This window comes from Lonsdalea britannica (genome assembly GCF_003515985.1).
GTDB lineage: Bacteria > Pseudomonadota > Gammaproteobacteria > Enterobacterales > Enterobacteriaceae > Lonsdalea > Lonsdalea britannica.
The window spans coordinates 3295970-3316523 of the sequence record NZ_CP023009.1 but is presented as its reverse complement, the minus strand read 5'-3'; the positions used below and the strand labels follow the sequence as shown (position 1 = coordinate 3316523).

The 20554-nt window shown below is 57.5% G+C and carries 20 protein-coding genes; 14 read left to right on the top strand and 6 right to left on the bottom strand.

Annotated features, from left to right (window positions below; genetic code table 11):
- Positions 1–27 precede the first annotated feature (27 nt).
- The 8 genes from citD to CKQ53_RS15225 all read left to right on the top strand — a co-directional run bounded on the left by citD (position 28) and on the right by CKQ53_RS15225 (position 6877).
- A complete protein-coding gene (gene citD / locus CKQ53_RS15255) occupies positions 28–318 on the top strand; it encodes a citrate lyase acyl carrier protein (RefSeq protein WP_085651650.1) in 291 nt (96 codons plus the stop codon).
- The gene (gene citE / locus CKQ53_RS15250; RefSeq protein WP_026743477.1) at positions 318–1193 is read left to right on the top strand and encodes a citrate (pro-3S)-lyase subunit beta; all 876 of its coding nucleotides are present in this window, start codon (positions 318–320) and stop codon (positions 1191–1193) included. Before citD ends, citE begins: the two co-directional genes overlap by 1 nt.
- 36 nt (positions 1194–1229) lie before the next feature.
- A complete protein-coding gene (gene citF / locus CKQ53_RS15245) occupies positions 1230–2759 on the top strand; it encodes a citrate lyase subunit alpha (RefSeq protein WP_085651651.1) in 1530 nt (509 codons plus the stop codon).
- On the top strand, positions 2752–3294 hold the full coding sequence (citX, locus tag CKQ53_RS15240) for a citrate lyase holo-[acyl-carrier protein] synthase (protein WP_085651652.1): 543 nt from the start codon (positions 2752–2754) through the stop codon (positions 3292–3294). Before citF ends, citX begins: the two co-directional genes overlap by 8 nt.
- Positions 3272–4165 (top strand): triphosphoribosyl-dephospho-CoA synthase CitG, encoded by an 894-nt coding sequence (gene citG, locus CKQ53_RS15235; RefSeq protein WP_094117507.1) that lies wholly within the window; start codon positions 3272–3274, stop codon positions 4163–4165. Before citX ends, citG begins: the two co-directional genes overlap by 23 nt.
- 138 nt (positions 4166–4303) lie before the next feature.
- A complete protein-coding gene (locus CKQ53_RS15230; RefSeq protein ID WP_338040080.1) occupies positions 4304–5041 on the top strand; it encodes a flagellar brake protein in 738 nt (245 codons plus the stop codon).
- A gap of 242 nt (positions 5042–5283) precedes the next feature.
- Positions 5284–5526, top strand: coding sequence for a hypothetical protein (locus tag CKQ53_RS18500; RefSeq protein WP_139824004.1), 243 nt, complete (start codon positions 5284–5286; stop codon positions 5524–5526).
- Positions 5516–6877 (top strand): APC family permease, encoded by a 1362-nt coding sequence (locus tag CKQ53_RS15225; RefSeq protein WP_094117508.1) that lies wholly within the window; start codon positions 5516–5518, stop codon positions 6875–6877. The genes CKQ53_RS18500 and CKQ53_RS15225 overlap by 11 nt, the downstream gene beginning before the upstream one ends.
- Positions 6878–7099: 222 nt before the next feature.
- On the opposite strand, the gene sbcB is transcribed toward CKQ53_RS15225, so the two are convergent.
- From sbcB to CKQ53_RS15205, 4 genes are all read right to left on the bottom strand, one after another.
- Positions 7100–8530 (bottom strand): exodeoxyribonuclease I, encoded by a 1431-nt coding sequence (gene sbcB, locus CKQ53_RS15220; protein WP_176223441.1) that lies wholly within the window; start codon positions 8528–8530, stop codon positions 7100–7102.
- 211 nt (positions 8531–8741) lie between these two features.
- Positions 8742–9479, bottom strand: a complete 738-nt coding sequence (locus CKQ53_RS15215; protein WP_094117510.1) for a LutC/YkgG family protein — start codon at positions 9477–9479, stop codon at positions 8742–8744.
- Entirely contained in the window at positions 9479–10906 is a 1428-nt protein-coding gene (locus CKQ53_RS15210) for a LutB/LldF family L-lactate oxidation iron-sulfur protein (protein WP_094117511.1), read from the bottom strand. Before CKQ53_RS15210 ends, CKQ53_RS15215 begins: the two co-directional genes overlap by 1 nt.
- A gap of 9 nt (positions 10907–10915) precedes the next feature.
- Positions 10916–11635: a (Fe-S)-binding protein gene (locus CKQ53_RS15205; RefSeq protein ID WP_094117512.1), complete on the bottom strand. Its 720-nt coding sequence runs from the start codon at positions 11633–11635 to the stop codon at positions 10916–10918.
- Between the two features lie 733 nt (positions 11636–12368).
- On the opposite strand from CKQ53_RS15205, the gene CKQ53_RS15200 reads away from it, so the two are divergent.
- Positions 12369–12707 carry a DUF496 family protein gene (locus tag CKQ53_RS15200; protein ID WP_026740414.1) on the top strand — a complete coding sequence of 113 codons (339 nt, stop codon included), beginning with the start codon at positions 12369–12371 and terminating at the stop codon, positions 12705–12707.
- Between the two features lie 261 nt (positions 12708–12968).
- Entirely contained in the window at positions 12969–15233 is a 2265-nt protein-coding gene (locus tag CKQ53_RS15195) for a ComEC family protein (protein ID WP_094117513.1), read from the top strand.
- 226 nt (positions 15234–15459) lie between these two features.
- On the opposite strand, the gene CKQ53_RS15190 is transcribed toward CKQ53_RS15195, so the two are convergent.
- Entirely contained in the window at positions 15460–15789 is a 330-nt protein-coding gene (locus CKQ53_RS15190; RefSeq protein ID WP_094117514.1) for a metallophosphoesterase family protein, read from the bottom strand.
- 18 nt (positions 15790–15807) lie between these two features.
- On the bottom strand, positions 15808–16299 hold the full coding sequence (locus CKQ53_RS15185; RefSeq protein ID WP_094117515.1) for a metallophosphoesterase family protein: 492 nt from the start codon (positions 16297–16299) through the stop codon (positions 15808–15810).
- A 392-nt stretch (positions 16300–16691) separates the two neighbouring features.
- Between CKQ53_RS15185 and msbA the strand changes: the two genes are divergently transcribed.
- From msbA to kdsB, 4 genes are read left to right on the top strand one after another with little or no spacing between them, the layout of a single operon-like run.
- A complete protein-coding gene (gene msbA / locus CKQ53_RS15180; RefSeq protein ID WP_085651661.1) occupies positions 16692–18440 on the top strand; it encodes a lipid A ABC transporter ATP-binding protein/permease MsbA in 1749 nt (582 codons plus the stop codon).
- Positions 18437–19444, top strand: a complete 1008-nt coding sequence (lpxK, locus tag CKQ53_RS15175) for a tetraacyldisaccharide 4'-kinase (RefSeq protein ID WP_094117516.1) — start codon at positions 18437–18439, stop codon at positions 19442–19444. Before msbA ends, lpxK begins: the two co-directional genes overlap by 4 nt.
- 51 nt (positions 19445–19495) lie before the next feature.
- Positions 19496–19678: a Trm112 family protein gene (locus tag CKQ53_RS15170; protein ID WP_026740410.1), complete on the top strand. Its 183-nt coding sequence runs from the start codon at positions 19496–19498 to the stop codon at positions 19676–19678.
- Positions 19675–20427: a 3-deoxy-manno-octulosonate cytidylyltransferase gene (gene kdsB / locus CKQ53_RS15165; RefSeq protein ID WP_085651663.1), complete on the top strand. Its 753-nt coding sequence runs from the start codon at positions 19675–19677 to the stop codon at positions 20425–20427. Before CKQ53_RS15170 ends, kdsB begins: the two co-directional genes overlap by 4 nt.
- The last annotated feature ends 127 nt before the right edge of the window (positions 20428–20554 follow it).

The window sequence follows — 20554 nt, the reverse complement described above, 5'->3', positions numbered from 1 at the left end:
TTTCATGTATCAGGCAGGAAATTAAAGATGAAGATTGTCAAGGAAGCCTTGGCGGGCACCTTTGAGTCCAGCGATTTGCTGGTCAAGGTCGCCCCTGCTGAAGGTCAGTTAACCGTCGTGATCAACAGTGAAGTCATCAAGCAGTTCGGCGATCAAATCAAAAAAGTCGTCGATGAAACCCTACAGTCGCTGGGCGTAGAGGACGGCACCATTATCGTGGAAGACAAGGGCGCGCTGGACTGCGTGATCCGGGCTCGCGTACAGAGCGCCATCCTGCGCGGGGCTGATGCCCAGCAGGTCGAATGGGAGAAACTCTAATGTCAACATTACGCCGCAGTATGCTATTTCTCCCCGGCTCCAGCGCCGCCATGCTCTCCAACGCATTCATCTATAAACCCGACTCCATCATGTTCGACCTGGAAGATGCCGTGTCTTTGCGAGAAAAAGACACCGCGCGTCTGCTGGTGTTCCACGCATTGCAACACCCGATGTATCAGGACATTGAAACCGTCGTGCGCATCAACCAGCTGAGCACCCCGTTCGGGCTGCTGGATCTGGAAGCGGCGGTTCGCGGAGGCGCGGATGTGATTCGTTTGCCGAAAACCGACTCCACCGACGATGTCGACGAGCTGGAACAACATCTGGTGCGCATTGAGAAAGCGTGTGGTCGCGAAGTCGGATCGACGCGCATCATGGCGGCGATTGAATCCGCGGTCGGCGTCATCAACGCCGTGTCCATTGCTCGCTCCTCCAAGCGCATGATCGGTATCGCGCTCGCGGCTTTCGACTATGTGATGGATATGCAGACGGAGCGCGGTGACGGCACCGAGCTGTTCTATGCCCGCTGCGCCGTGTTGCATGCCGCGCGTGCCGCCGGTATCGACGCGTTCGACGTAGTGTATTCCAACGTCAACGACGAAGAGGGCTTCCTGCGGGAGGTCGAACTGATCCGCAAACTGGGCTTCAACGGAAAATCGCTGATTAACCCGCGTCAGATTGAATTGCTGCACAACGCCTACGCGCCGACACAGGATGAGGTGGACTACGCCCAACTGGTGATCAAGACGGCGGAAGAAGGTGAGCGCGCCGGACTGGGCGTGATCTCGCTGAACGGCAAGATGATTGACGCGCCGATTATCGACCATGCCCGCCGGGTGGTGGAACGCGCCCAGGCATCCGGTGTGCGTAAGTGAACGTCGGCCTTTTTTCAGCAATGACAGGATTGGATCATGAGCAACATTATTGAAGCGCTGCGTCAGCAGTTTCCGGATAAAAGCGAGTTACAGCCGTTCGTCGACGCCAACCACAACACGCCGTGGCTGAACGATCTGACTCAGAAGCACGAGCGCAAGCTGTGTGCCGATTTACAAGACGCCATCGTCAAAAGCGGTCTGAAAGACGGGATGACCATCTCCTTCCATCACCATTTCCGTGAAGGGGATAAGGTGATCAACAAGGTGATAGACACGCTGGCGGACATGGGATTCAAAGACCTGACGCTGGCCTCCAGCTCGTTGATGAGTTGCAACGCGCCGTTGGTCAAACACATCCGCAACGGGGTGATTCGCCAGATTTACACTTCGGGCATGCGCGGCAAGCTGGCCGACGCCGTTTCCCACGGATTGATGAAAGAGCCGGTGCAGATCCACTCGCACGGCGGCCGGGTGCATTTGCTGCAAAGCGGCGAACTGAAGATAGACGTCGCCTTTCTGGGCGTTCCGTGCAGCGATGAGTTCGGCAATGCCAACGGCACGGACGGCAAGTCCCGCTGCGGCTCGCTGGGCTATGCGATGGTGGATGCGGAGTTCGCTCGTCACGTTGTCCTGCTGACAGAAAGTCTGGTGCCGTTTCCCAATATGCCCGCCAGCATCGTGCAGGATCAGGTGGACTACATCGTGCAGGTCGACGAAGTCGGCGATCCGGCGAAGATCAGCGTCGGCGCGGCACGCGTGACCAGTAACCCGCGTGAGTTGCTTATCGCGCGCTCCGCCGCCGATGTGATTGAGCATTCCGGTTATTTCAAACCCGGCTTCTCCATTCAGACCGGCTCCGGCGCGGCTTCCACCGCCTGCACCCGCTTCCTTGAAGATCGGATGCAGAAGCAGAATATCGTGGCGCGTTTCGCCCTCGGCGGCATCACCGGCAGCATCGTCGACCTGCATGAAAAAGGGTTAATCGAGAAACTGCTGGATACCCAATGCTTTGATGCCAACGCGGCCGCGTCGCTGGCGACTAATCCTAACCACGTGGAAATCTCGACCAACGTCTACGCGAACCCGACCTCCAAGGCGGCGTGCTGCGATCAGTTGGACGTGGTGATCCTCAGCGCGCTGGAAATCGATCTGGACTTCAACGTCAACGTTATCACCGGCTCCGACGGCGTGATGCGTGGAGCTTCCGGCGGACACTGCGATGTGGCGACGGCGGCTAACCTGACGGTGATTGTGGCGCCGTTGATTCGCAGTCGTATTCCGACCGTGGTTCGTCACGTCACCACCTGTGTGACGCCGGGCGAAAGCATCGACGTCCTGGTGACCGATCATGGGATTGCCGTCAATCCGGCGCGTCCAGAAGTGGCCGAGCAACTGACGGCCGCCGGGCTGACCGTCATGTCGATCGAAGCGCTGTACGAACGCGCTGTGGCGCTGGTAGGCGAGCCGAAACCGATCGCGTTTCACGACCGCATCGTCGGGGTGATCCGCTATCGCGACGGTAGCGTCATCGACGTCGTACGTCAGGTGAAAGAGGACGATGAATAACGTGACGGCGCTGTCGCCCGAAACGGTTTCGCTGGAACACCTGCTGGAGGCGAAAGAACGACGTGCCGCTCGCCAGCAGGCGCTGCTGGCGCGGCACCACGCCCCATTGGTGTCGCTGACGCTGGTGACGCCGGGGCCGGTCAAGGACTCGCCGCTGTATCGCCGCGCGATGGAAGAGGCCGTGGCGGCGTTCGACGCGTTGAGCCGCGAACAAGGCTGGCAGGTAGCGGAACATCAGCTGCACTGGCCGGTGACGGGCGCGGAAGGATTCTGGGCGGTGGACGGCGATGCGTTGGCGATTAAACGCGCTACCGTGTCACTTGAAGACTCGCATCCGCTGGGGCGGCTGTGGGACTTCGACGTTTTCTGCCCGCAGTCCGGCGCGCTCAATCGCGCTCGTCTGGAACGTGCCGGTCGCCGCTGTCTTTTGTGCGACGAGCCCGCGCATGCCTGCGCGCGTTCGCGGCGGCATCCGTTGCCCGACGTCATTGCCCGGATTGAGGAGAGGCTGAATGCCTATTTCTCCTCACGCTGACGAATGTCTGGCTCAGACTGCCGTGTCCTCTGGCGCTTGCGCGGCGCTGCCTTTGCCGGATATTGACCGGCGGGTGGTGCAGGCGCTGACGGTAGAGGTCATGCTGACGCCAAAACCGGGTCTGGTGGACCGGGCTAACAACGGCGCGCATCACGACATGGACGTTCCGTTGTTTCAGAAAAGCATCGCAGCGATGACGCCGTGGTTTCGCCGTTTTACCGACGTCGGCTATGCCCACGCGGAGGCGTCGCCTAAGCAATTGCTGGCGCAGGTTCGGCCCGTCGGTATCGCCTGTGAGCAGGCCATGCTCGCGGCGACGCGAGGGGTCAACACGCACAAAGGCGGCATCTTCGCCTGCGGGCTGCTGTGCAGCGCTGCGGGCTGGCTGGCGGCGAACGGGGTGGCGTTGACGCAGCGGAGCTTATGTCAAACGGTGGCGGACATGTGTCGCGATCTGGTGCGTGATGAGCTGTCTCAATCTCGTCGCTCTGCGACGGCCGGAGAGCAGTTGTTTCAGCGCCATGGCCTGACCGGTGCGCGGGGAGAAGCCGCCAGCGGCTTTGAAACCGTGACTCGTTGGGCATTGCCCGCCTATCGACAGGCGCTGCGCAAGCACGATCAGGAAACGGCATTGCTGCATACGCTGGTGGTGCTGATGGCGCATAACCCCGACACCAACGTCGTGTCTCGCGGCGGGCTGGAAGGGCTGGCGTTCGTTCAGGGCTATGCGGCCGATCTGCTGGAACAGGGCGTGACCCACCCACGTTTACAGGCGATGGACCGCGCGTTAACCGAACGCCATCTCAGCCCCGGCGGCACGGCCGATCTTCTGGCGCTGACCTGGTTATTGCATCATTATCCCGCCGAATAAATTTTTTAATAAATCCCAATAATGTCAATCCAGCGTAAAGTTGGAGACACAAATGACGATATCTTACCTATAACTCTAAGCTGTGACCGATCGGGACTGATCTGTCAGCGGTAATGATTTAACTTTGGGATGGACAAAATGGACGAAACCAAAAAAGAACAATTTCTGAAGAGAAACAAACTGGCGATCTGCGCGACGCTACGCGAGCTGCATAAAAATAATACGGCTCTAATGGTGAATCACTCTCGGGGTCATTTCATCAGCAATATTCTGGATGTCCAGCCGGACAATAATACCTTTATCTTCGATCTCGGCGGCACCACGCATGGAAGTGATGTCTTTGACGCAGAGCTGAACTTTGTCGCTGAACCGGCAGGGGCGAAGGTGGAGTTCAAGGCGAATGTGGTGTCGAAAATCGATTATCAGGGCTTCCCGGCTTTTTGCGCCGAAATTCCGGCGGATCTCTACCGTATCCAGCGCCGCAGCTACTTCCGCATTAACTCCCCCGCGTGGCCGCCGATGCTCTGCCGCGGTAATCTGCCGGATGACAGCCGTTTCCAATTTACGATCAAAGATCTTTCTCTCGGCGGCGTCTGTTTGCTGAGCGAACAGGAAGACGTCGCGGAACAACTGGGGCAGGGCGAGATTCTGGAAAACGTCACGCTGGAACTCGGCACCTATGGCGAGTTCAGCATCGACGTGCAGTTCATCGGCCATGCGGTCAGCCGCCTTGTCGGCGCCAAAGGCGAAGTGAAAAAGGTGCAGCGACTCAGCTTCAAATTCCCGTGCCTGACGCCTGGACAGGAACGCAGCCTGCAGCAGGTGATTATGGCGCTCGAGCTGGAACAGCACGAAAAAAGAAAACGAGTGCTGTGATTTTTTGCTAGCGGCAGGCCATTTGCGCGACGTTCCCGGTGACTTAATTTAAATAACTCCCACAGTCTCGCAAAGTCTTGTCTCTCGCCCCCCTCTGCGGCAGAATACGCGCCCTGAAATAACCGACGTTAATAGCGTCGGTTATTTTTTTGAGACTTTTTTCTTAATGAAGGGGCCGGGCAACGTACCGGAACGATATCAGATTAGGCCTGCCGCGAAGGCAGAACAGAGGAATATGTGAAATGGGGCATTCTGTTGTAGCAGTACCGCTGCCCGCCGGTTTGCGCTGTGTAAGCAGCGACTACGGCGCCGCAGCGGCGTTGACTTTCTTCGATCGTGCGTCAGCGTCCGTTGACGGCGGCAACCTGTCTTCATCTACTTCAAATCACCACGTTTTTTATCGCCTTCCCGTGTCCAATAGATCCACGGCATCCATGAACCGTACGTCTATTGCCGGCAACGGAGGGATGCGTCATGTCGCATAATGCAGCGGTTTCCAGCCAACGAGTACAACTAAGAAAAACACTGACGCTCTGGCAAGTCGTGATGATGGGGCTCGCCTATTTGCAGCCCATGACAATTTTTGACACCTTCGGCATTGTTTCCGGCCTCACTGATGGCCACGTGGCGACCGCTTACGCCTTTGCCTTGACCGGCATTCTGTTCACGGCGGTGAGCTACGGAAAACTGGTGCGTCGATTCCCGTCCGCGGGCTCGGCCTACACTTATGCGCAGAAAGCGATTAGCCCACACATTGGTTTCATGGTGGGCTGGTCCTCATTGCTGGACTATCTGTTCATGCCGATGATCAACATTCTGCTCGCCAAAATTTATCTGGAAGCCATCTTCCCCGGCGTACCGTCCTGGATCTTTGTGGCGGCGTTGGTCGGACTGATGACGCTCTTCAACCTGCGCGGTATCAACATTGTCGCGAACCTCAACTCGGTGATTGTGGTGGTGCAGGTGGGGATTATGGTGGTCTTCCTGACGCTGGTGATCCAGGGCATTTCCGGCGGTGAGGGCGCGGGTACGCTGGTGAGCAGCAAACCGTTCTGGTCCGAGCACGCGCAGGTGGTGCCGATGATTACCGGGGCGACGATACTCTGCTTCTCCTTCCTCGGCTTCGACGGCATCAGCTCCCTGTCGGAAGAGACGCCGGACGCCGGACGCGTGATCCCGAAAGCGATTTTCCTGACGGCGCTGATCGGCGGAATTATCTTCATCGTGGTGTCCTACTTCCTGCAGCTGTTCTTCCCGGATATCTCTCGCTTCCACGAGCCGGACGCCTCTCAGCCGGAAATCATGCTCTACGTCGCGGGTAAACTGTTCCAGTCCATCGTGCTGGTCTTCTCCTGCGTCACGGTGCTGGCGTCGGGTATGGCGGCACATGCAGGCGTTTCCCGCTTGATGTATGTCATGGGACGCGACGGCGTTTTCCCTGAGCGTTTCTTCGGCTACATCCACCCCGAATGGCGGACGCCCGCGCTGAACGTTCTGCTGGTCGGCGTGATTGCTCTGTCGGCGGTGTGTTTTGACTTGGTGACGGCGACGGCGCTGATTAACTTCGGTGCGCTGGTGGCGTTTACCTTCGTCAACCTGTCCGTGATTTCTCAGTTCTACATCCGTGAAGGTCGCAACAAGACGCTGAAAGACCACATCAATTATCTGGTGCTGCCCGTCATGGGCGCGCTGGCGGTTGGCGCGCTGTGGCTGAATCTGGAAGAAACGTCGATGACGTTGGGACTGGTCTGGGCCGCGATTGGCCTGCTGTATCTGGCGGTGGTGACCCGTCGCTTCAGACAGCCGGTGCCGCAGTGCAGTGAAGACATCGTCTAACTCTACTACGTAAGTTTGACGTGAGAACGGCCGCCGAGGGAGTGATCCCCGGCGGCCGTTTTTTTATCGCCAAACGGTCGGAAGTATGGCCGCCCGGCACAAATATCGCCCGCCAGAGGGGGACCTGACGGACATGGCGTTGACCTGCGGATCATGTCGCGTCTTACGTCGTCCGTGACGGCGGTCAGCCTTGAGTCTTATCCCGTCAGTCAGGCGCTGGTATCAGCCCACCACCTGCTGGGCGTAGGCAAACAGCGACTTCAGCAACTGGGCCTTCTTCTCGTCGTCCTGATGCAGCTGATACAGCTCATGGAGGTTATTCAGGTAGGTCTCCAGACGCGCCGGTGTAAAAACCTCTTTGCGGTGCTGCAACCAGCGCTGCTGCTCGCGGTCATCCAGCGTGGCCGGATAATTGCGAGCCCGAAAGCGGAAGAGCAATTCTGCAATACGACCATCGGCGAATTTCAGATCGAGCGCGGGCAGGTTTTGCGGCGAGGTTTCCTGAATAATGGTCATCGCCGCCCGGTCTGCCTCGCTGAAAAAGCCATCGTACAGTTGAAGATCCACATCGTCAGCGGCGGCGAAAGCGGGCGCGTCGGCGTACAGCGCTACCGCTTTTTCCCGCACCAGCGGGTGTTGACGCAGACGTTGCAGGTTATCGAGACAGTGCTGTCGGTCAATCCCCAAGCGCGCCGCGTCTTCCGGCCGCAACGTACTGGCGGGCGCGAGTACGGGACACTTGTTGATCTGCACCAGCTTGATGGGAACGGGGGCCTGACCTGCTTCCAGTTGGTCGCGCTTGGTGTACAACCGCGTGCGCAGTTCATCAGGCTCCAGCTCCAGCAGCGGCGTGATATCGCCCGCCAGGTCGCACATGATCACCGCGTTGCGATTTTCCGGGTGCCAGGCGAGCGGCACAATCCAGCTGGTGTTACCGCGCGCCGCGCCGAACATGCCGGACACGTGCATCAGCGGTTTCATGTTCGGGATATCAATCAGCGCGTTGACTTTATTCTTGTTGCGGAGCTGAAACAGATAGTCGAACAGCTTGGGCTGCGCGGTTTTCAGCCGTTTAGCCATCGCGATCGTCGCGTAAACGTCGGACATCGCATCATGCGCGTGGGCGTGTTCGACGCCGTTCGCTTTAGTCAGGTGCTCCAGTCGGAAGCTGGGCAGGCCGTCTTCATTTTCCGGCCAGACGATGCCTTCCGGTCGTAGCGCGTAACAGGCGCGGAGCGCATCCAGCAGGTCCCAGCGGGAGTTGCCGTTTTTCCAGCTGTATGCGTAGGGATCGTAGAAGTTACGGTAAAAAATGTTGCGGCTGACTTCATCATCGAAACGGATGTTGTTGTAGCCTAAGATACAGGTGCCCGGCACGCTAAAGGCTTCGTGGATTTGACGGGCGAACTCCGCCTCGTTAACGCCTTTGCTTTTGGCGATTTGCGGCGTGATACCGGTGATCAGAACCGCTTCCGGCTCCGGCAGATAGTCGTCCGTCGGCTGACAGTAGATGACCAGCGGTTCACCGATGATATTGAAGTCCATATCGGTGCGTACGCCTGCGAACTGCGCCGGTCGGTCCCGGGCCGGATGCTTGCCGAAGGTCTCATAGTCGTGGATGAAAAATGTCGGAGTGCTGGGTTTGTTGGACACGCTGTTTCTCTGTCGGTTGCGAGGACCCGCCGGATACGCGTGCATCGGGCGCGTCGAGTGCGAATGGGAGGTTTCGCTTACGCGCCGGTAAACGAAACATGACATGGCGGCAATGGTAAACCATATCGTCGCCCGGCAGAAGTCGGCGGGAGGAATCGGTGTTGTCCGTGGAAGCGTCCCGGCGCGGTCGCCGGGACTGGGCAAGAGGCGGTCAGCAATCTTCGATAATCAGATAAGCGGCGTTAACCGGGCCATGTACCCCGATCACTTTGCTCAGCTCGATGTCGGCCGTGGAGCTGGGACCGCCGATCAGGTTAATGCAGGAAGGCATACGCTCTCCGGCCTGCGCCATCTGATGCAGACGCTCTGCCAACTGCGCCACGCGGGGCAGAAGCGTGCTCTTGCGCACCACGAAAATGGATGAGGGGGGCAGCAGGCTCAGCGAGCGTGGACGTTCCGGCGCAGAAAACAGCACGACGCCGCCGGACTCCGTCAGTCCGTATTCGGCGAACACGACGCCGACATCGGCCTGCTCGGCGGCATGAATATTCTCCTCACCCTGTGTGGCATCCCATTCCTGCGCCGCAAACCCGTCCTGAAGCGCGGTCGTGATCCCCAGCGCTTGTAAGCGGGCATCTCCGCTTATCACGACAGGGGGCTGACCTTCGTGCTGCGCCCGTTGCTGTTCGCGGTTGTCAATATAGTGCTGACAGAGTTCGCGCGCGGCCTGCGCGGCGTGCTGTTCGCTCGTCAGTCGGCAGGTGACCTTGAGCGTTTCTTGCGCCAGTTTGACAAAGGCATCGCAGCGTTGCTGAAGGGAAAGATCCGCAAGCCGGGTCTTTTCATAGCGGCAAACCGGCGGAGGCACGGCGGCGGGTTGATGGCGCACCGGACGACCCAACTGCTGGGCTATCTGGGCCAGGAATGTGTCGCGATTGGCATTTCCCATCACTGTTTCTCCTCTGTGTTCGCCTGATGCTGCTTAAACCAGCTGCGAAAGCTTTCGCCGTCGCTCTGCGGCAGATCCCGCGCTTCTGTCCATTTGCCGATGGCGCCGATATTCAGGGGGGCTTTGCCGTTTTTGATAAACCAGTTGACTGCGTGGGCGCCGCTGACCATACCGACTTTCCACAGGGTTGGGTGGCTATTGGCATAGGTAAACAGGCGCGTTGCGATCTGTTCGGCTTTCGGCGGCAGGCCTGCGTCGACCATCTTGCGGCGATGTTTAAGGATCAGCTGCGCCAGCGGAATTTTGACCGGGCAGACGCTATTGCAGGCGTAACACAACGAACAGGCGTAGGGCAGGTCTTTGAAATCGGCGTATCCGCCCAACAGGGGAGACAGTACGGCGCCGACCGGACCGGGATAAATCGAACCATAGCCGTGACCGCCGATATGGCGATAAGCCGGACAGGTATTCATGCACGCGCCGCAGCGGATGCAGTGCAAAATATCGCGGAATTCGGAACCGAGCACGGCTGACCGGCCATTATCGACCACCACCAGATGGAAGTCCTCGGGGCCATCGACGTTGTCCGCCTCTCTCGGGCCAGTCAGCCAGGTATTGTAGCCGGTCAACTGAGCGCCCACCGCGCTGCGGGCCAGTAGCGTTATCAGCACGTCCACTTCCTCGAATGTGGGCGCGAGACGCTCCATGCCCATCACCGCGATGTGCGTTTTCGGCAGCGTGGTACACAGCCGTGCGTTGCCTTCATTGCTGACCAAACACACTGACCCGGTTTCGGCGACGGCGAAATTGCAGCCGGTGATGCCGATATCCGCGCTAAAGAACTGCGGCCGCATCTGCTCGCGAATAAATAGCGTCATCGCCTCCGGGGTGTCGGAGCCGGTGTAGCCCAGCGTGTCATGCAGAATTTTGCGGATCTGATGGCGATCTCGGTGAATGGCGGGGACGACCACATGGGATGGAGCGTCGTGGGCGAGCTGCAAAATATATTCGCCAAGGTCGGTTTCAATAACGCTTAACCCGGCGCCTTGAAGCGCGGCATTGAGACCGATCTCCTCGGTGACCATCGACTTGGATTTGACGATCTTCTTCGCCTGCTTCTGCTTCGCGACCGTGAGAATATAGTCCGTCGCCTGCGCTTTGGTGGCGGCAAAATAGACGTGTCCGCCGTTTTTAGTCACATTTTCGGAGAGTTGATAGAGGTAGGCGTCCAGATTTTCGAGGACGTGTCGCCGGATTTGTTCGCCGCGGCTGCGCCATGACTCCCAGTGTCCGAGGTCGTCGACCATTTTTTGTCGGTTAGCGCCGATGCGCTCCTGAGCCATCGCCACTGCCTTGCGCATGACGCCGTCGTCAATCTGTTCGCGGATCCGCTCATGAAACGGGACATCGCTGGTTTTAAGATACATGTTGGCTCCTTAGTGGCTCATCAGCACGTCGGCGATGTGCATCACCTTCACGGATTTGCCTTCGCGATGGAGACGTCCGCCGATGTTGATCAGGCAGCTGACGTCGGCGCCGATGAGGTAATCAGGATTGGCTTCCATCATGTGACTGACCTTTTCTTTCACCATTTCGCCGGATATTTCCGCCATCTTGACGGAGAACGTGCCGCCAAAACCGCAGCAGGTTTCGGCCAGCGGAAACGGGACGATTTCCAATCCCTGGACATGCTCCAGCAACGTCATCGGTTCATGCTGAACGCCCAATTTGCGGAATAGGCTGCAGGAGGGGTGATAAACCGCCTTGCCCGGCAAGGCTGCGCCCACGTCCACGACGTTGAGAGTATTCACGATGAAAGAGGTCAGATCGTAAATCCTGTCGGCGACCTTTGCCGCGCGCTTTGCCCACTCAGGATCGTCATTCAAATAATCGGGATAGCTTTTGATGGCGTAGGTGCAGGAGCCTGCCGGAGAAATAATGGGGTCGTCATTTTCTTCCAGCGCGGCAATCAGGTTTTTCATGCCGGGAATGGCGTCGGCGGTATATCCGGCATTTAACGCCGGTTGGCCGCAGCAGCCCTGTTTCTGTGGAAAGTGGACGGTACATCCCAGTTTTTCGAGTAGTAATACCGAGTTGCGCGCCATGTTTGATTTTAGCGCGTCACCAATACAGGTGACGAAAAAGTTCACATTCACTTGCTTGCCTCTCTGTGATTCCTTTGCATGAGAAAATCATGCGCCCGTGAGCGGGAAAATAGTGTGATAGGCGTTGTTGATTATTTCCGAATAACGGCACTGAACATGTCGAATTAATCCATTTTCGATGATTTATAGCGCCTGATAATATTTTTCTGAATAAATTATTGATTGCCGGAAAGATAATGAAGGGTAAGGCGACGTGGTCCCTCATTAATTTTTAGAATACGTGGAAGTATAATGACACCTCCTTTTTTGTTTCGGTTTGTTACCGCTGTTTATCGTCGGCGTAATAACCGATGGCCGTGGCAAATCCCTTGTTTAATATAATGACGCATCGAAAATATTGGCGTCCATAAGCCATACTGGCCTTGAGATAATCGCCACAATCGCGAGAGCGTGTGGAGTAGGCCAACCCTTCGCGAAGAGAAAGGCGGGCCATACAAGATCTCAACGGTGGACGCGTTGAGTCGCATAGACCTATGCGGCTAAAATTGTACGAAGAGTGGTCGGTCGGCCGCCATGCAATGCCGTCCTTCGGCGGGTGGAGGGGAAAGCGGGTGAAAGAAAGTGAAAACAATGATAAAACAAGCTCATCTGTAATCGCCGTCGGCATCCGGCAGTGGCTGCAATCAGTCAATACCGACTTGTCGTAAAGAACTGCTAACCTGTATGTTTAGCACGGGCGGTTTCCGCATCTTGAATCTTAATATGAGTTAAGTAAGGGTAGAAAATGGATAAGGGTAACAACAAACCGTGTTTCCAGGACGTATTGGCGTTTGTGCGTACATTCCGTCGTAAAAACAAGCTGCAGCGTGAAATCGCCGATAACGAAAAGAAAATTCGTGATAACCAGAAACGTGTGTTGCTGCTGGACAACCTGAGCGAATACATCAAACCGGGTATGTCAATTGATGATATTCAGAACATCATCGCCAACATGCGTAGCGACTATGAAGACCGTGTTGATGAATACATCATCAAAAACGCGGATCTGTCGAAAGAACGCCGTGAGCTGTCACGCAAAATTAAAGAAATGGGTGAAATCAAATCGGCCGCTGAGACCAAATAACCCGTTTCATGACCTATCAAAAGGATCGCCTCGGCGATCCTTTTTTTTTGCCTGCGCTCACCACGATCCCCTCTACATCACCTCACTGACCACATTTCTCCGCTCAAACGTTGTTGCACGGCATTGCATGCCTGTTTGCGCAGTGGCTCGCGCTTCAACCACTGGCCGCTGTGATTTCATCACGATGAAAAATAGACTGGGTAAAGGGATAAAGACGCCGTCCGACGGGCGGGCTGAACGGTCAGGGAGTGCCGCTTTCCTATGTCGCTGAATGTCATGGCGCTTGCGCTGATAAGCGGTATGTTGCCGCTGCTGTGGTTGCCGCAAATCCCGTCGACAAGCGTCTTGTTCGCCTTGCTGGCCGCGCTAATCCCGGCCTACCGTTACCTTCCCGGCACGCTGCGCCCCGGAGTCCTGGCGGGATTTGCGCTGGTGTGGGGATGTCACAACGCCGGACAGGCCGTCGGTCAGACGGTGGAGCTGACATCGCGTCCGGTGACGGCAGAGGTGGCGATCGCCAGCGTACGCTTTGGTGCGCAGCCGGAAGCGGCCCCGGTCGTACGTCTGATTCGGGTCGATGAACGCTGGCTGTTTCCTCCGGTCGCGGTCCGGTTAAATTCAGGCGCGGCCCTGAACGCGTGGTGCGGCGGGCAACGCTGGCGTCTGCGGCTACAGCTGCGGCCCGTACACAGTCGGCTGAACGAAGGCGGATTCGACAGCCAGCGCTGGGCGCTGGCCCGCAGGCAAACGCTGACGGGAGCCGTTCAACACGCGACGGTGCTGGATGCGCGCTGCGGAGTTCGGCAGGACATCGTGACGACGGTGGAACGTCAGACTCAGCGCCTGCCGTGGCGTTCGATTCTGTTGGCGCTGACGCTTGGCGAGATGGCGACCGTAGACGACGACACTCAGGCCCTGTTGCGTCAGACCGGCACGATGCATCTGATGGCGATATCTGGGTTGCACATCGCGCTGGCGGCGCTGTTGGGTTGGGGGCTGGCGCGGGGCATGCAGAGCCTGTTTCCGGTGCATCGTATTGGCTATCGCTTTCCGTTGATCGTCGGGCTGTTCGCCGCCCTGAGCTATGTCTGGTTGGCGGGCGGCAATCCTCCGGCGGTCAGGGCCGGTCTGGCGTTGAGCGTGTGGACGTTGCTGCGACTCACGGGCGTCAGCTGTACGCCGTGGCAGGTCTGGCTGGGGTGCGTGGCTTTGATCCTGACCGGCGATCCGCTCAGCGTGCTATCGGACAGCTTCTGGTTATCGAGTTTCGCCGTGGCGGCGCTCATTTTCTGGTACCAGTGGGCGCCGCTACCGGCATGCTGTTTGCGGCCCAAACGCTGGGTATGGCTCCGCTGGCTGCATCTACAGACGGGCATGACGCTTTTGCTGCTGCCGTTGCAGATTGTGTTGTTCCACGGCGTCAGTCTGACATCTCTGCCCGCAAATCTATGGGCCGTGCCGCTGGTGTCATTTGTGACGACGCCGCTGGTGCTGGTTGCGCTGCTCTTGTCTTTCGCGCCGGACGTTAGCGCCATTTTTTGGTGGTTGGCCGATCGATCGCTGACGGCCGTATTCGCACCGCTGGCAGGGTTGCCCTCCGGCTGGTGGGCGTTAGGGGAGCAGGCATTGCCGTTTAGTCTGTCCGGGTGGCTGGCGGTGGCGATCTGGCGTTTTGCCTGGTGGCGCTATGCGCCTCTCAGCGTGATCAGTCTGCTGCTGATCCTGCTCCTTCGGCCAAAAGCGCCTGCGCCCCTGTGGCGGGTGGATATGCTGGATGTTGGTCACGGGCTGGCCGTCGTCATCGAGCGTCACGGTAAAGCCGTGCTTTACGATACGGGGGCGAGCTGGGCGGGCGGCACTATGGCGAGCCGTGAAATTGTGCCCTACCTCCGATGGCGGGGGCTGGAACTGGAGCGGATTATCGTGAGCCACAGTCATCTGGACCACCGCGGTGGACTCATCGAACTGCAGCGGCAGTTTCCTGCGGCTCAGGTGTACAGCCCGATGACCCAGAAGGGACATCAACCGTGTCTGCAAGGTCAGCAATGGCACTGGCAGGGATTACGTTTCAGGGTGTTGTGGCCACCGAAAGCTGTCCACGATGCGGGAAACAATGACTCCTGTGTGGTCGCGGTCGATGACGGTCAGTTTCGAGTGCTGCTCACCGGTGACGTTGAGGCCAAAACGGAAGCGATACTGTTGCGTACTCAGCGGCTGGCGCTGGCGGCGGATATTTTGCAGGTGCCGCATCACGGCAGCGCGACCTCTTCGTCGTCGCCCTTTATTCGTGCGGTGGGGGCGAAATGGTCGGCGTCGTCCAACTCCCGCTATAACCCGTGGCGGCTGCCGTCGGTGAAAGTGCGGCGACGCTATCGTCAGCTGGAGCACCCTTGGCACGACACGGCGACGTCCGGTCAATTCAGCGTGCGCTTTTTCTTAGAAGGCTGGCAGGCCTTTGGCTTTAGGGAGGACATCTCCCCGCGTTGGTATCATCGCCGTTTTGGCGTCAGTCCCGAGGCATCATGAACGCGATGGTATTGCGAGGAGAGTCAACGGTCGCCGACGTTAAGCGAATTGGACGCCATCTTCGTAGCAGGCGGAGTCGCGTGATGGGGGAGATCTGTTATTTGCCAGGAGCGGCGTGAAATGCCTGATCGAGGTCGAAAGGGAGGGATACACCAGGCGGTCAGGCGTCTCATCATTATCCCTCTCGACGATCAAACCGGTCAACGAAACAGGCCTGCGCGAAGTTCTAAATTGTCACTGCTGCTTTAACCACACGGTCGGCCGCTCGTGTTGCTAGCGTGTTGGTGTTAACCACCGTCTCTTCGCTCATCATATAGGTCAGGATGGAATGATCGTGGTTGATTTCTATCATGCGATAACCCAGATACTTTTTGCCCCAATTTCCTCCCACGTGTCCGTCGAAAATATAGGGAATGTTATTACGGGTCAGCACTTCATCGCGGTCGTGGTCATGTCCGTTAAATACCGCTTTAACGTTAGAATAGGCCGATAACGTTGAAGCGATGGTTTCGCATTGAATCGAGGCCTTAGCCGCGCCGACCGGATTGATGTGCATAAAAATGAAAATGCCGTCTCAATCTTTTTGCTGCTCTAATTTTTCATTCAGCCATGACAGATCGGGGCATCGGTAGGTTCCCGTCAGATCCGAGGTATCCATGAACAGGAACGCGTCATTTCGTAATACCCGGCTATGGTTAAAAGGCTGATGGAATTGCGCCACCCAGAGGTCTTCCGTCACGCGATCGTGGTTCCCGCGGGTGACAAAATAGGGGATATCCAGACGGTCGAGGTGCGCGCGGGCAGGAGCAAGAAAACGCGGCTCGTTATGAATCAAATCGCCGTTGAACACCAGAAAATCAATGGGCTTTTTAGCGTTAAAGGCATTCACTTCGTCCACCATTCGGGTGAAGTTGTGATCGTATGCGGTATTTTCCTGTCCGTAATGTCCATCCGAGACAACCACAATGCGCGTTTTAGTTTTTGCCGAACGGGTGTTTTTTCCAATATGGCATCCGCTTAGCATGACCCCGGCCGAAATAAATAAAAAATTCCGTCTGGTTAACATATTTCCTCCTGAATATTATTAGCGCGAAAATAAAATCGGCATCAGCGTCTTTCATGAGCGTGGATTATTCATGGCTCGCGATGACGTCATTAAAATCACTCTACAAATCCAATGTTTCTGAAATATGGCGGGCGTTGTCTTATCGTGCGGGGAAATAGCGTGCGCGATGCTTTTGCCGGGCAGAAAGAATATTAAACGAAGCGCTAATACCGCGTGGAACCACACAGGAGGTGAAGGAAAGTTCGTCGAGGTCGGGTAACGACACGCCGTGCTTACACGTAAATGCACTGATGCGGCATTTCCACATATCGCCCTGATTCCCCTTTGGTCTTTCTCACGGGGCCATGAATGGGTAATATAGGCGGCTATTTCTATAGGCTCAGGTTTATTGCATGATTAATGATCAAGATCTTTCCACATGGCAGACATTCCGTCGCCTATGGCCGATGATCACGCCGTTCAAGACGGGGTTGGTCGTCGCAGGCGTCGCACTGGTAATGAATGCCGCCAGCGACACGCTTATGTTGTCTTTGCTCAAGCCGTTGCTGGATGACGGATTTGGCAAGGCTGACCGCAACGTGCTGGTGTGGATGCCGTTAGCCATTATCGGGCTGATGGTGATGCGAGGGATCTCCAGCTACATCTCCAGCTATTGTGTGGCGTGGGTCTCCGGCAAGGTCGTAATGAACATGCGTCGCCGGTTATTTAGCCACATCATGGGAATGCCGGTTTCGTTCTTCGACCAGCAGTCCACAGGGACGCTGCTGTCGCGAATCACTTATGACACCGAACAGGTGGCGGCTTCCTCGTCGGACGCGCTGGTGACCGTTATTCGTGAGGGCGCCTCCATCATCGGCCTGTTCGTACTGATGTTCTGGTACAGCTGGCAGCTTTCGCTGATCCTGATTGTGATCGCGCCCATTGTCTCCTACAGCATTCGTCTGGTGTCTAAGCGCTTCCGTAACATCAGTAAAAACATGCAGAACACGATGGGGCAGGTGACGACCAGCGCGGAGCAAATGCTCAAAGGGCATAAAGAAGTCCTGATTTTCGGCGGCCAGAAAGTCGAGTCGGAACGCTTTGATTCGGTGAGTAACCGCATGCGTCAGCAGAACATGAAGATGGTGTCTGCGTCCTCCATTTCCGATCCCGTGGTGCAGTTTATTGCCTCTCTGGCGCTGGCCTTTGTGCTGTATGCCGCGAGCTTCCCCTCCGTTATGGAAACCCTGACCGCCGGGACCATCACGGTCGTCTTCTCCGCCATGTTTACCCTGATGCGCCCGCTGAAATCGCTGACCAACGTTAACGCGCAGTTCCAGCGCGGTATGGCCGCGTGCCAGACCTTGTTCACCATCCTGGATATGGAACAGGAAACCGATAAAGGCAAACGCGTGATTGAGCGCGCCAAAGGCGACCTGGAGTTCCGTCATGTCGACTTCGCCTATCCGGGCAAGGAAACGCTGGCGTTGAACGACATCAGCCTGCATGTGCCGCCGGGTAAAACCGTCGCGCTGGTGGGACGCTCTGGCTCCGGCAAGTCCACCATCGCTAATCTCATTACGCGTTTTTACGATATCCAGTCAGGCGAAATCATTCTGGATGGTCACGACCTGCGCGACTACACGCTGTCTTCTCTGCGTAATCAGGTTGCGCTGGTGTCCCAGAACGTACACCTGTTCAACGACACCATCGCGAACAACATCGCCTATGCCTTCGACAAATCGTTCAGCCGTGAAGATATCGAACGCGCGGCAACCATGGCGCACGCGATGGACTTCATCAGCAAGATGGAGAACGGACTGGATACCGTGATCGGCGAAAACGGCGTGCTGTTGTCCGGCGGACAACGTCAGCGTATCGCGATAGCGCGCGCGCTGCTGCGCGACTGCCCGATCCTGATTCTGGACGAAGCCACCTCGGCGCTGGATACCGAATCCGAACGCGCGATTCAATCGGCGCTGGATGAACTGCAGAAAGACCGTACCGCGCTGGTCATCGCTCACCGTCTCTCGACGATTGAAAATGCCGACGAGATTCTGGTGGTGGAAGACGGTCGCATTATTGAACGCGGCAATCATCACGATCTGATTACCCGTGATGGCGCTTACGCGCAGTTGCACAAGATGCAGTTTGGCTCATGATTGACCGCATCTGGTCAGGACGCTCTCCGCTCTACTGGCTGCTGATCCCGCTATCGCTGCTCTATGGCGCGGTAAGCGGGATTATTCGCCTGAGCTATCGTTGGGGGTGGCGCCATGTGTGGCGCGCGCCTTTGCCGGTGGCGGTGGTGGGGAACCTGACCGCGGGAGGCAACGGTAAAACGCCGGTCGTCATCTGGCTGGTGGAACAGCTGCAGCAGCGAGGTTACCGCGTCGGCGTGGTTTCGCGCGGTTACGGCGGAAAAGCGGAACGCTATCCTCTGGTCGTTTCACCCGACGTCACCACCGCTCAGGCAGGTGATGAACCCGTACTGATTTTTCAACGCACGGGCGCGCCCGTTGCCGTTGCGCCCCAACGCCGCGAGGCCGTAGAGGCGCTGTTGGCCGCCTATCCGCTCGACATTGTGATCACCGACGACGGCCTGCAACACTATGCGTTGGCGCGGGATGTCGAAGTGGTGGTGGTCGATGGGGTACGCCGTTTTGGCAACGGCTGGTGGTTGCCCGCCGGACCGATGCGCGAACGGGCCTCCCGTCTGGCCTCCGTCGATGCGATCATCGTTAACGGCGGCGATGTTCAGCCCGGCGAGATCGCCATGCAGCTGTCTGCGGACGAAGCCGTTAATCTCGTGACCGGCGAACGACGCCCGGTATCGGAACTGCCGCCGCTGGTGGCGATGGCGGGGATCGGGCATCCGCCGCGATTCTTTGCCACACTCAAACAAAAGGGCGCGACCGTGGAGCATGAGGTCGCGTTTGCCGATCACCAGGCCTATTCGCCTGCCCAGCTTGCGTCGCTACCCGGCGGCGAACAACAGGCGCTGATCATGACTGAAAAAGACGCGGTGAAGTGCCGCGCTTTCGCCAAGGCTAACTGGTGGTATTTACCGGTCACCGCCGAGCTATCCGCGGCGCCCGCCGAGGCCGTATTGGCACGGCTCGAACAACTGATCGCACAGTATCGACAGGGCAACCCGAACGCCTGAAAAGGCGCGTTGCCTCTCATTGACAAAGAGCTTCTTGATGGAGGAAGCACGATGGATCATCGTTTACTTGAAATAGTCGCTTGCCCGGTCTGTAACGGCCGGTTGGTCTTCGATAAAGAAAAACAGGAACTGATCTGCAAGATAGAAGGTCTGGCCTATCCCGTACGCGACGGCATTCCCGTCCTGCTGGATCATGAGGCCCGCCATCTGACCGCCGACGAGACCGCAAAATGACGTTTACCGTAATTATTCCGGCCCGCTTCGCCTCCAGCCGTTTACCGGGCAAGCCGCTGGCCGACATCAACGGCAAACCGATGGTGGTCCACGTCATGGAACGCGCGCAGGAGTCGGGTGCGGAACGTGTCATTGTGGCCACCGACCATCCTGACGTCGAGCAGGTCATTCGTCAGGCGGGCGGTGAAGTCTGTCTGACTAGCCCGGATCACAGCTCAGGAACGGAGCGACTGGCGGAGGTGATTGAACGCTACCGTCTCCCGGATGATGAGATCATCGTTAACATTCAGGGCGATGAACCGATGATCCCGCCGGTCATCGTGCGTCAGGTCGCTGAGAACCTGGCGGGAAGCCGGGCAGGGATGGCGACGTTAGCCGTGCCGATCGTCGGCAGCGAAGACGTCTTCAACCCCAACGCGGTGAAAGTGGTGAGAGACGCCGAAGGCTATGCGCTGTATTTCTCACGTGCGCCGATCCCGTGGGACCGCGAGCGTTTCGCCCAGTCGAAAGAGAACGTCGGGGATCACTTCCTGCGTCATATCGGTATCTATGCCTACCGGGCGGGTTTTGTGCGTCGCTACGTCAGTTGGGCGCCGAGCGAACTGGAAAAAATCGAATTGCTGGAGCAGTTGCGCGTGCTCTGGTACGGCGAAAAAATTCATGTGGATGTGGCGAAAGCGATTCCGAGCGTCGGCGTGGATACGCCGGAAGATCTGGCGCGCGTGCGCTTGGCGATGGCCGGCGGCTAACGCTTTTCTCATTCTCGTTTAGGTACGACGACAGGCGGACATGATGGCCGCCTGTTTTTTTGGTGAAATCCGGGACGAAACACGATCAATCCGGATTTTCAGGCCGGACTGAATCGTCCGGTATCGG

Excerpts from the sequence above, each read along its gene's own strand:
- lpxK (WP_094117516.1), top strand. The coding sequence starts at position 18,437 with ATGATTGACCGCATCTGGTCAGGACGCTCTCCGCTCTACTGGCTGCTG.
- CKQ53_RS15210 (WP_094117511.1), bottom strand. The coding sequence starts at position 10,906 with ATGTATCTTAAAACCAGCGATGTCCCGTTTCATGAGCGGATCCGCGAA.
- CKQ53_RS15170 (WP_026740410.1), top strand. The coding sequence starts at position 19,496 with ATGGATCATCGTTTACTTGAAATAGTCGCTTGCCCGGTCTGTAACGGC.
- msbA (WP_085651661.1), top strand. The coding sequence starts at position 16,692 with ATGATTAATGATCAAGATCTTTCCACATGGCAGACATTCCGTCGCCTA.
- CKQ53_RS15195 (WP_094117513.1), top strand. The coding sequence starts at position 12,969 with ATGTCGCTGAATGTCATGGCGCTTGCGCTGATAAGCGGTATGTTGCCG.
- CKQ53_RS18500 (WP_139824004.1), top strand. The coding sequence starts at position 5,284 with ATGGGGCATTCTGTTGTAGCAGTACCGCTGCCCGCCGGTTTGCGCTGT.
- CKQ53_RS15215 (WP_094117510.1), bottom strand. The coding sequence starts at position 9,479 with ATGGGAAATGCCAATCGCGACACATTCCTGGCCCAGATAGCCCAGCAG.
- citG (WP_094117507.1), top strand. The coding sequence starts at position 3,272 with ATGCCTATTTCTCCTCACGCTGACGAATGTCTGGCTCAGACTGCCGTG.
- citX (WP_085651652.1), top strand. The coding sequence starts at position 2,752 with ATGAATAACGTGACGGCGCTGTCGCCCGAAACGGTTTCGCTGGAACAC.
- kdsB (WP_085651663.1), top strand. The coding sequence starts at position 19,675 with ATGACGTTTACCGTAATTATTCCGGCCCGCTTCGCCTCCAGCCGTTTA.
- citF (WP_085651651.1), top strand. The coding sequence starts at position 1,230 with ATGAGCAACATTATTGAAGCGCTGCGTCAGCAGTTTCCGGATAAAAGC.
- CKQ53_RS15230 (WP_338040080.1), top strand. The coding sequence starts at position 4,304 with ATGGACGAAACCAAAAAAGAACAATTTCTGAAGAGAAACAAACTGGCG.
- citE (WP_026743477.1), top strand. The coding sequence starts at position 318 with ATGTCAACATTACGCCGCAGTATGCTATTTCTCCCCGGCTCCAGCGCC.
- CKQ53_RS15190 (WP_094117514.1), bottom strand. The coding sequence starts at position 15,789 with ATGCACATCAATCCGGTCGGCGCGGCTAAGGCCTCGATTCAATGCGAA.
- CKQ53_RS15185 (WP_094117515.1), bottom strand. The coding sequence starts at position 16,299 with ATGTTAACCAGACGGAATTTTTTATTTATTTCGGCCGGGGTCATGCTA.
- citD (WP_085651650.1), top strand. The coding sequence starts at position 28 with ATGAAGATTGTCAAGGAAGCCTTGGCGGGCACCTTTGAGTCCAGCGAT.
- CKQ53_RS15225 (WP_094117508.1), top strand. The coding sequence starts at position 5,516 with ATGTCGCATAATGCAGCGGTTTCCAGCCAACGAGTACAACTAAGAAAA.
- CKQ53_RS15200 (WP_026740414.1), top strand. The coding sequence starts at position 12,369 with ATGGATAAGGGTAACAACAAACCGTGTTTCCAGGACGTATTGGCGTTT.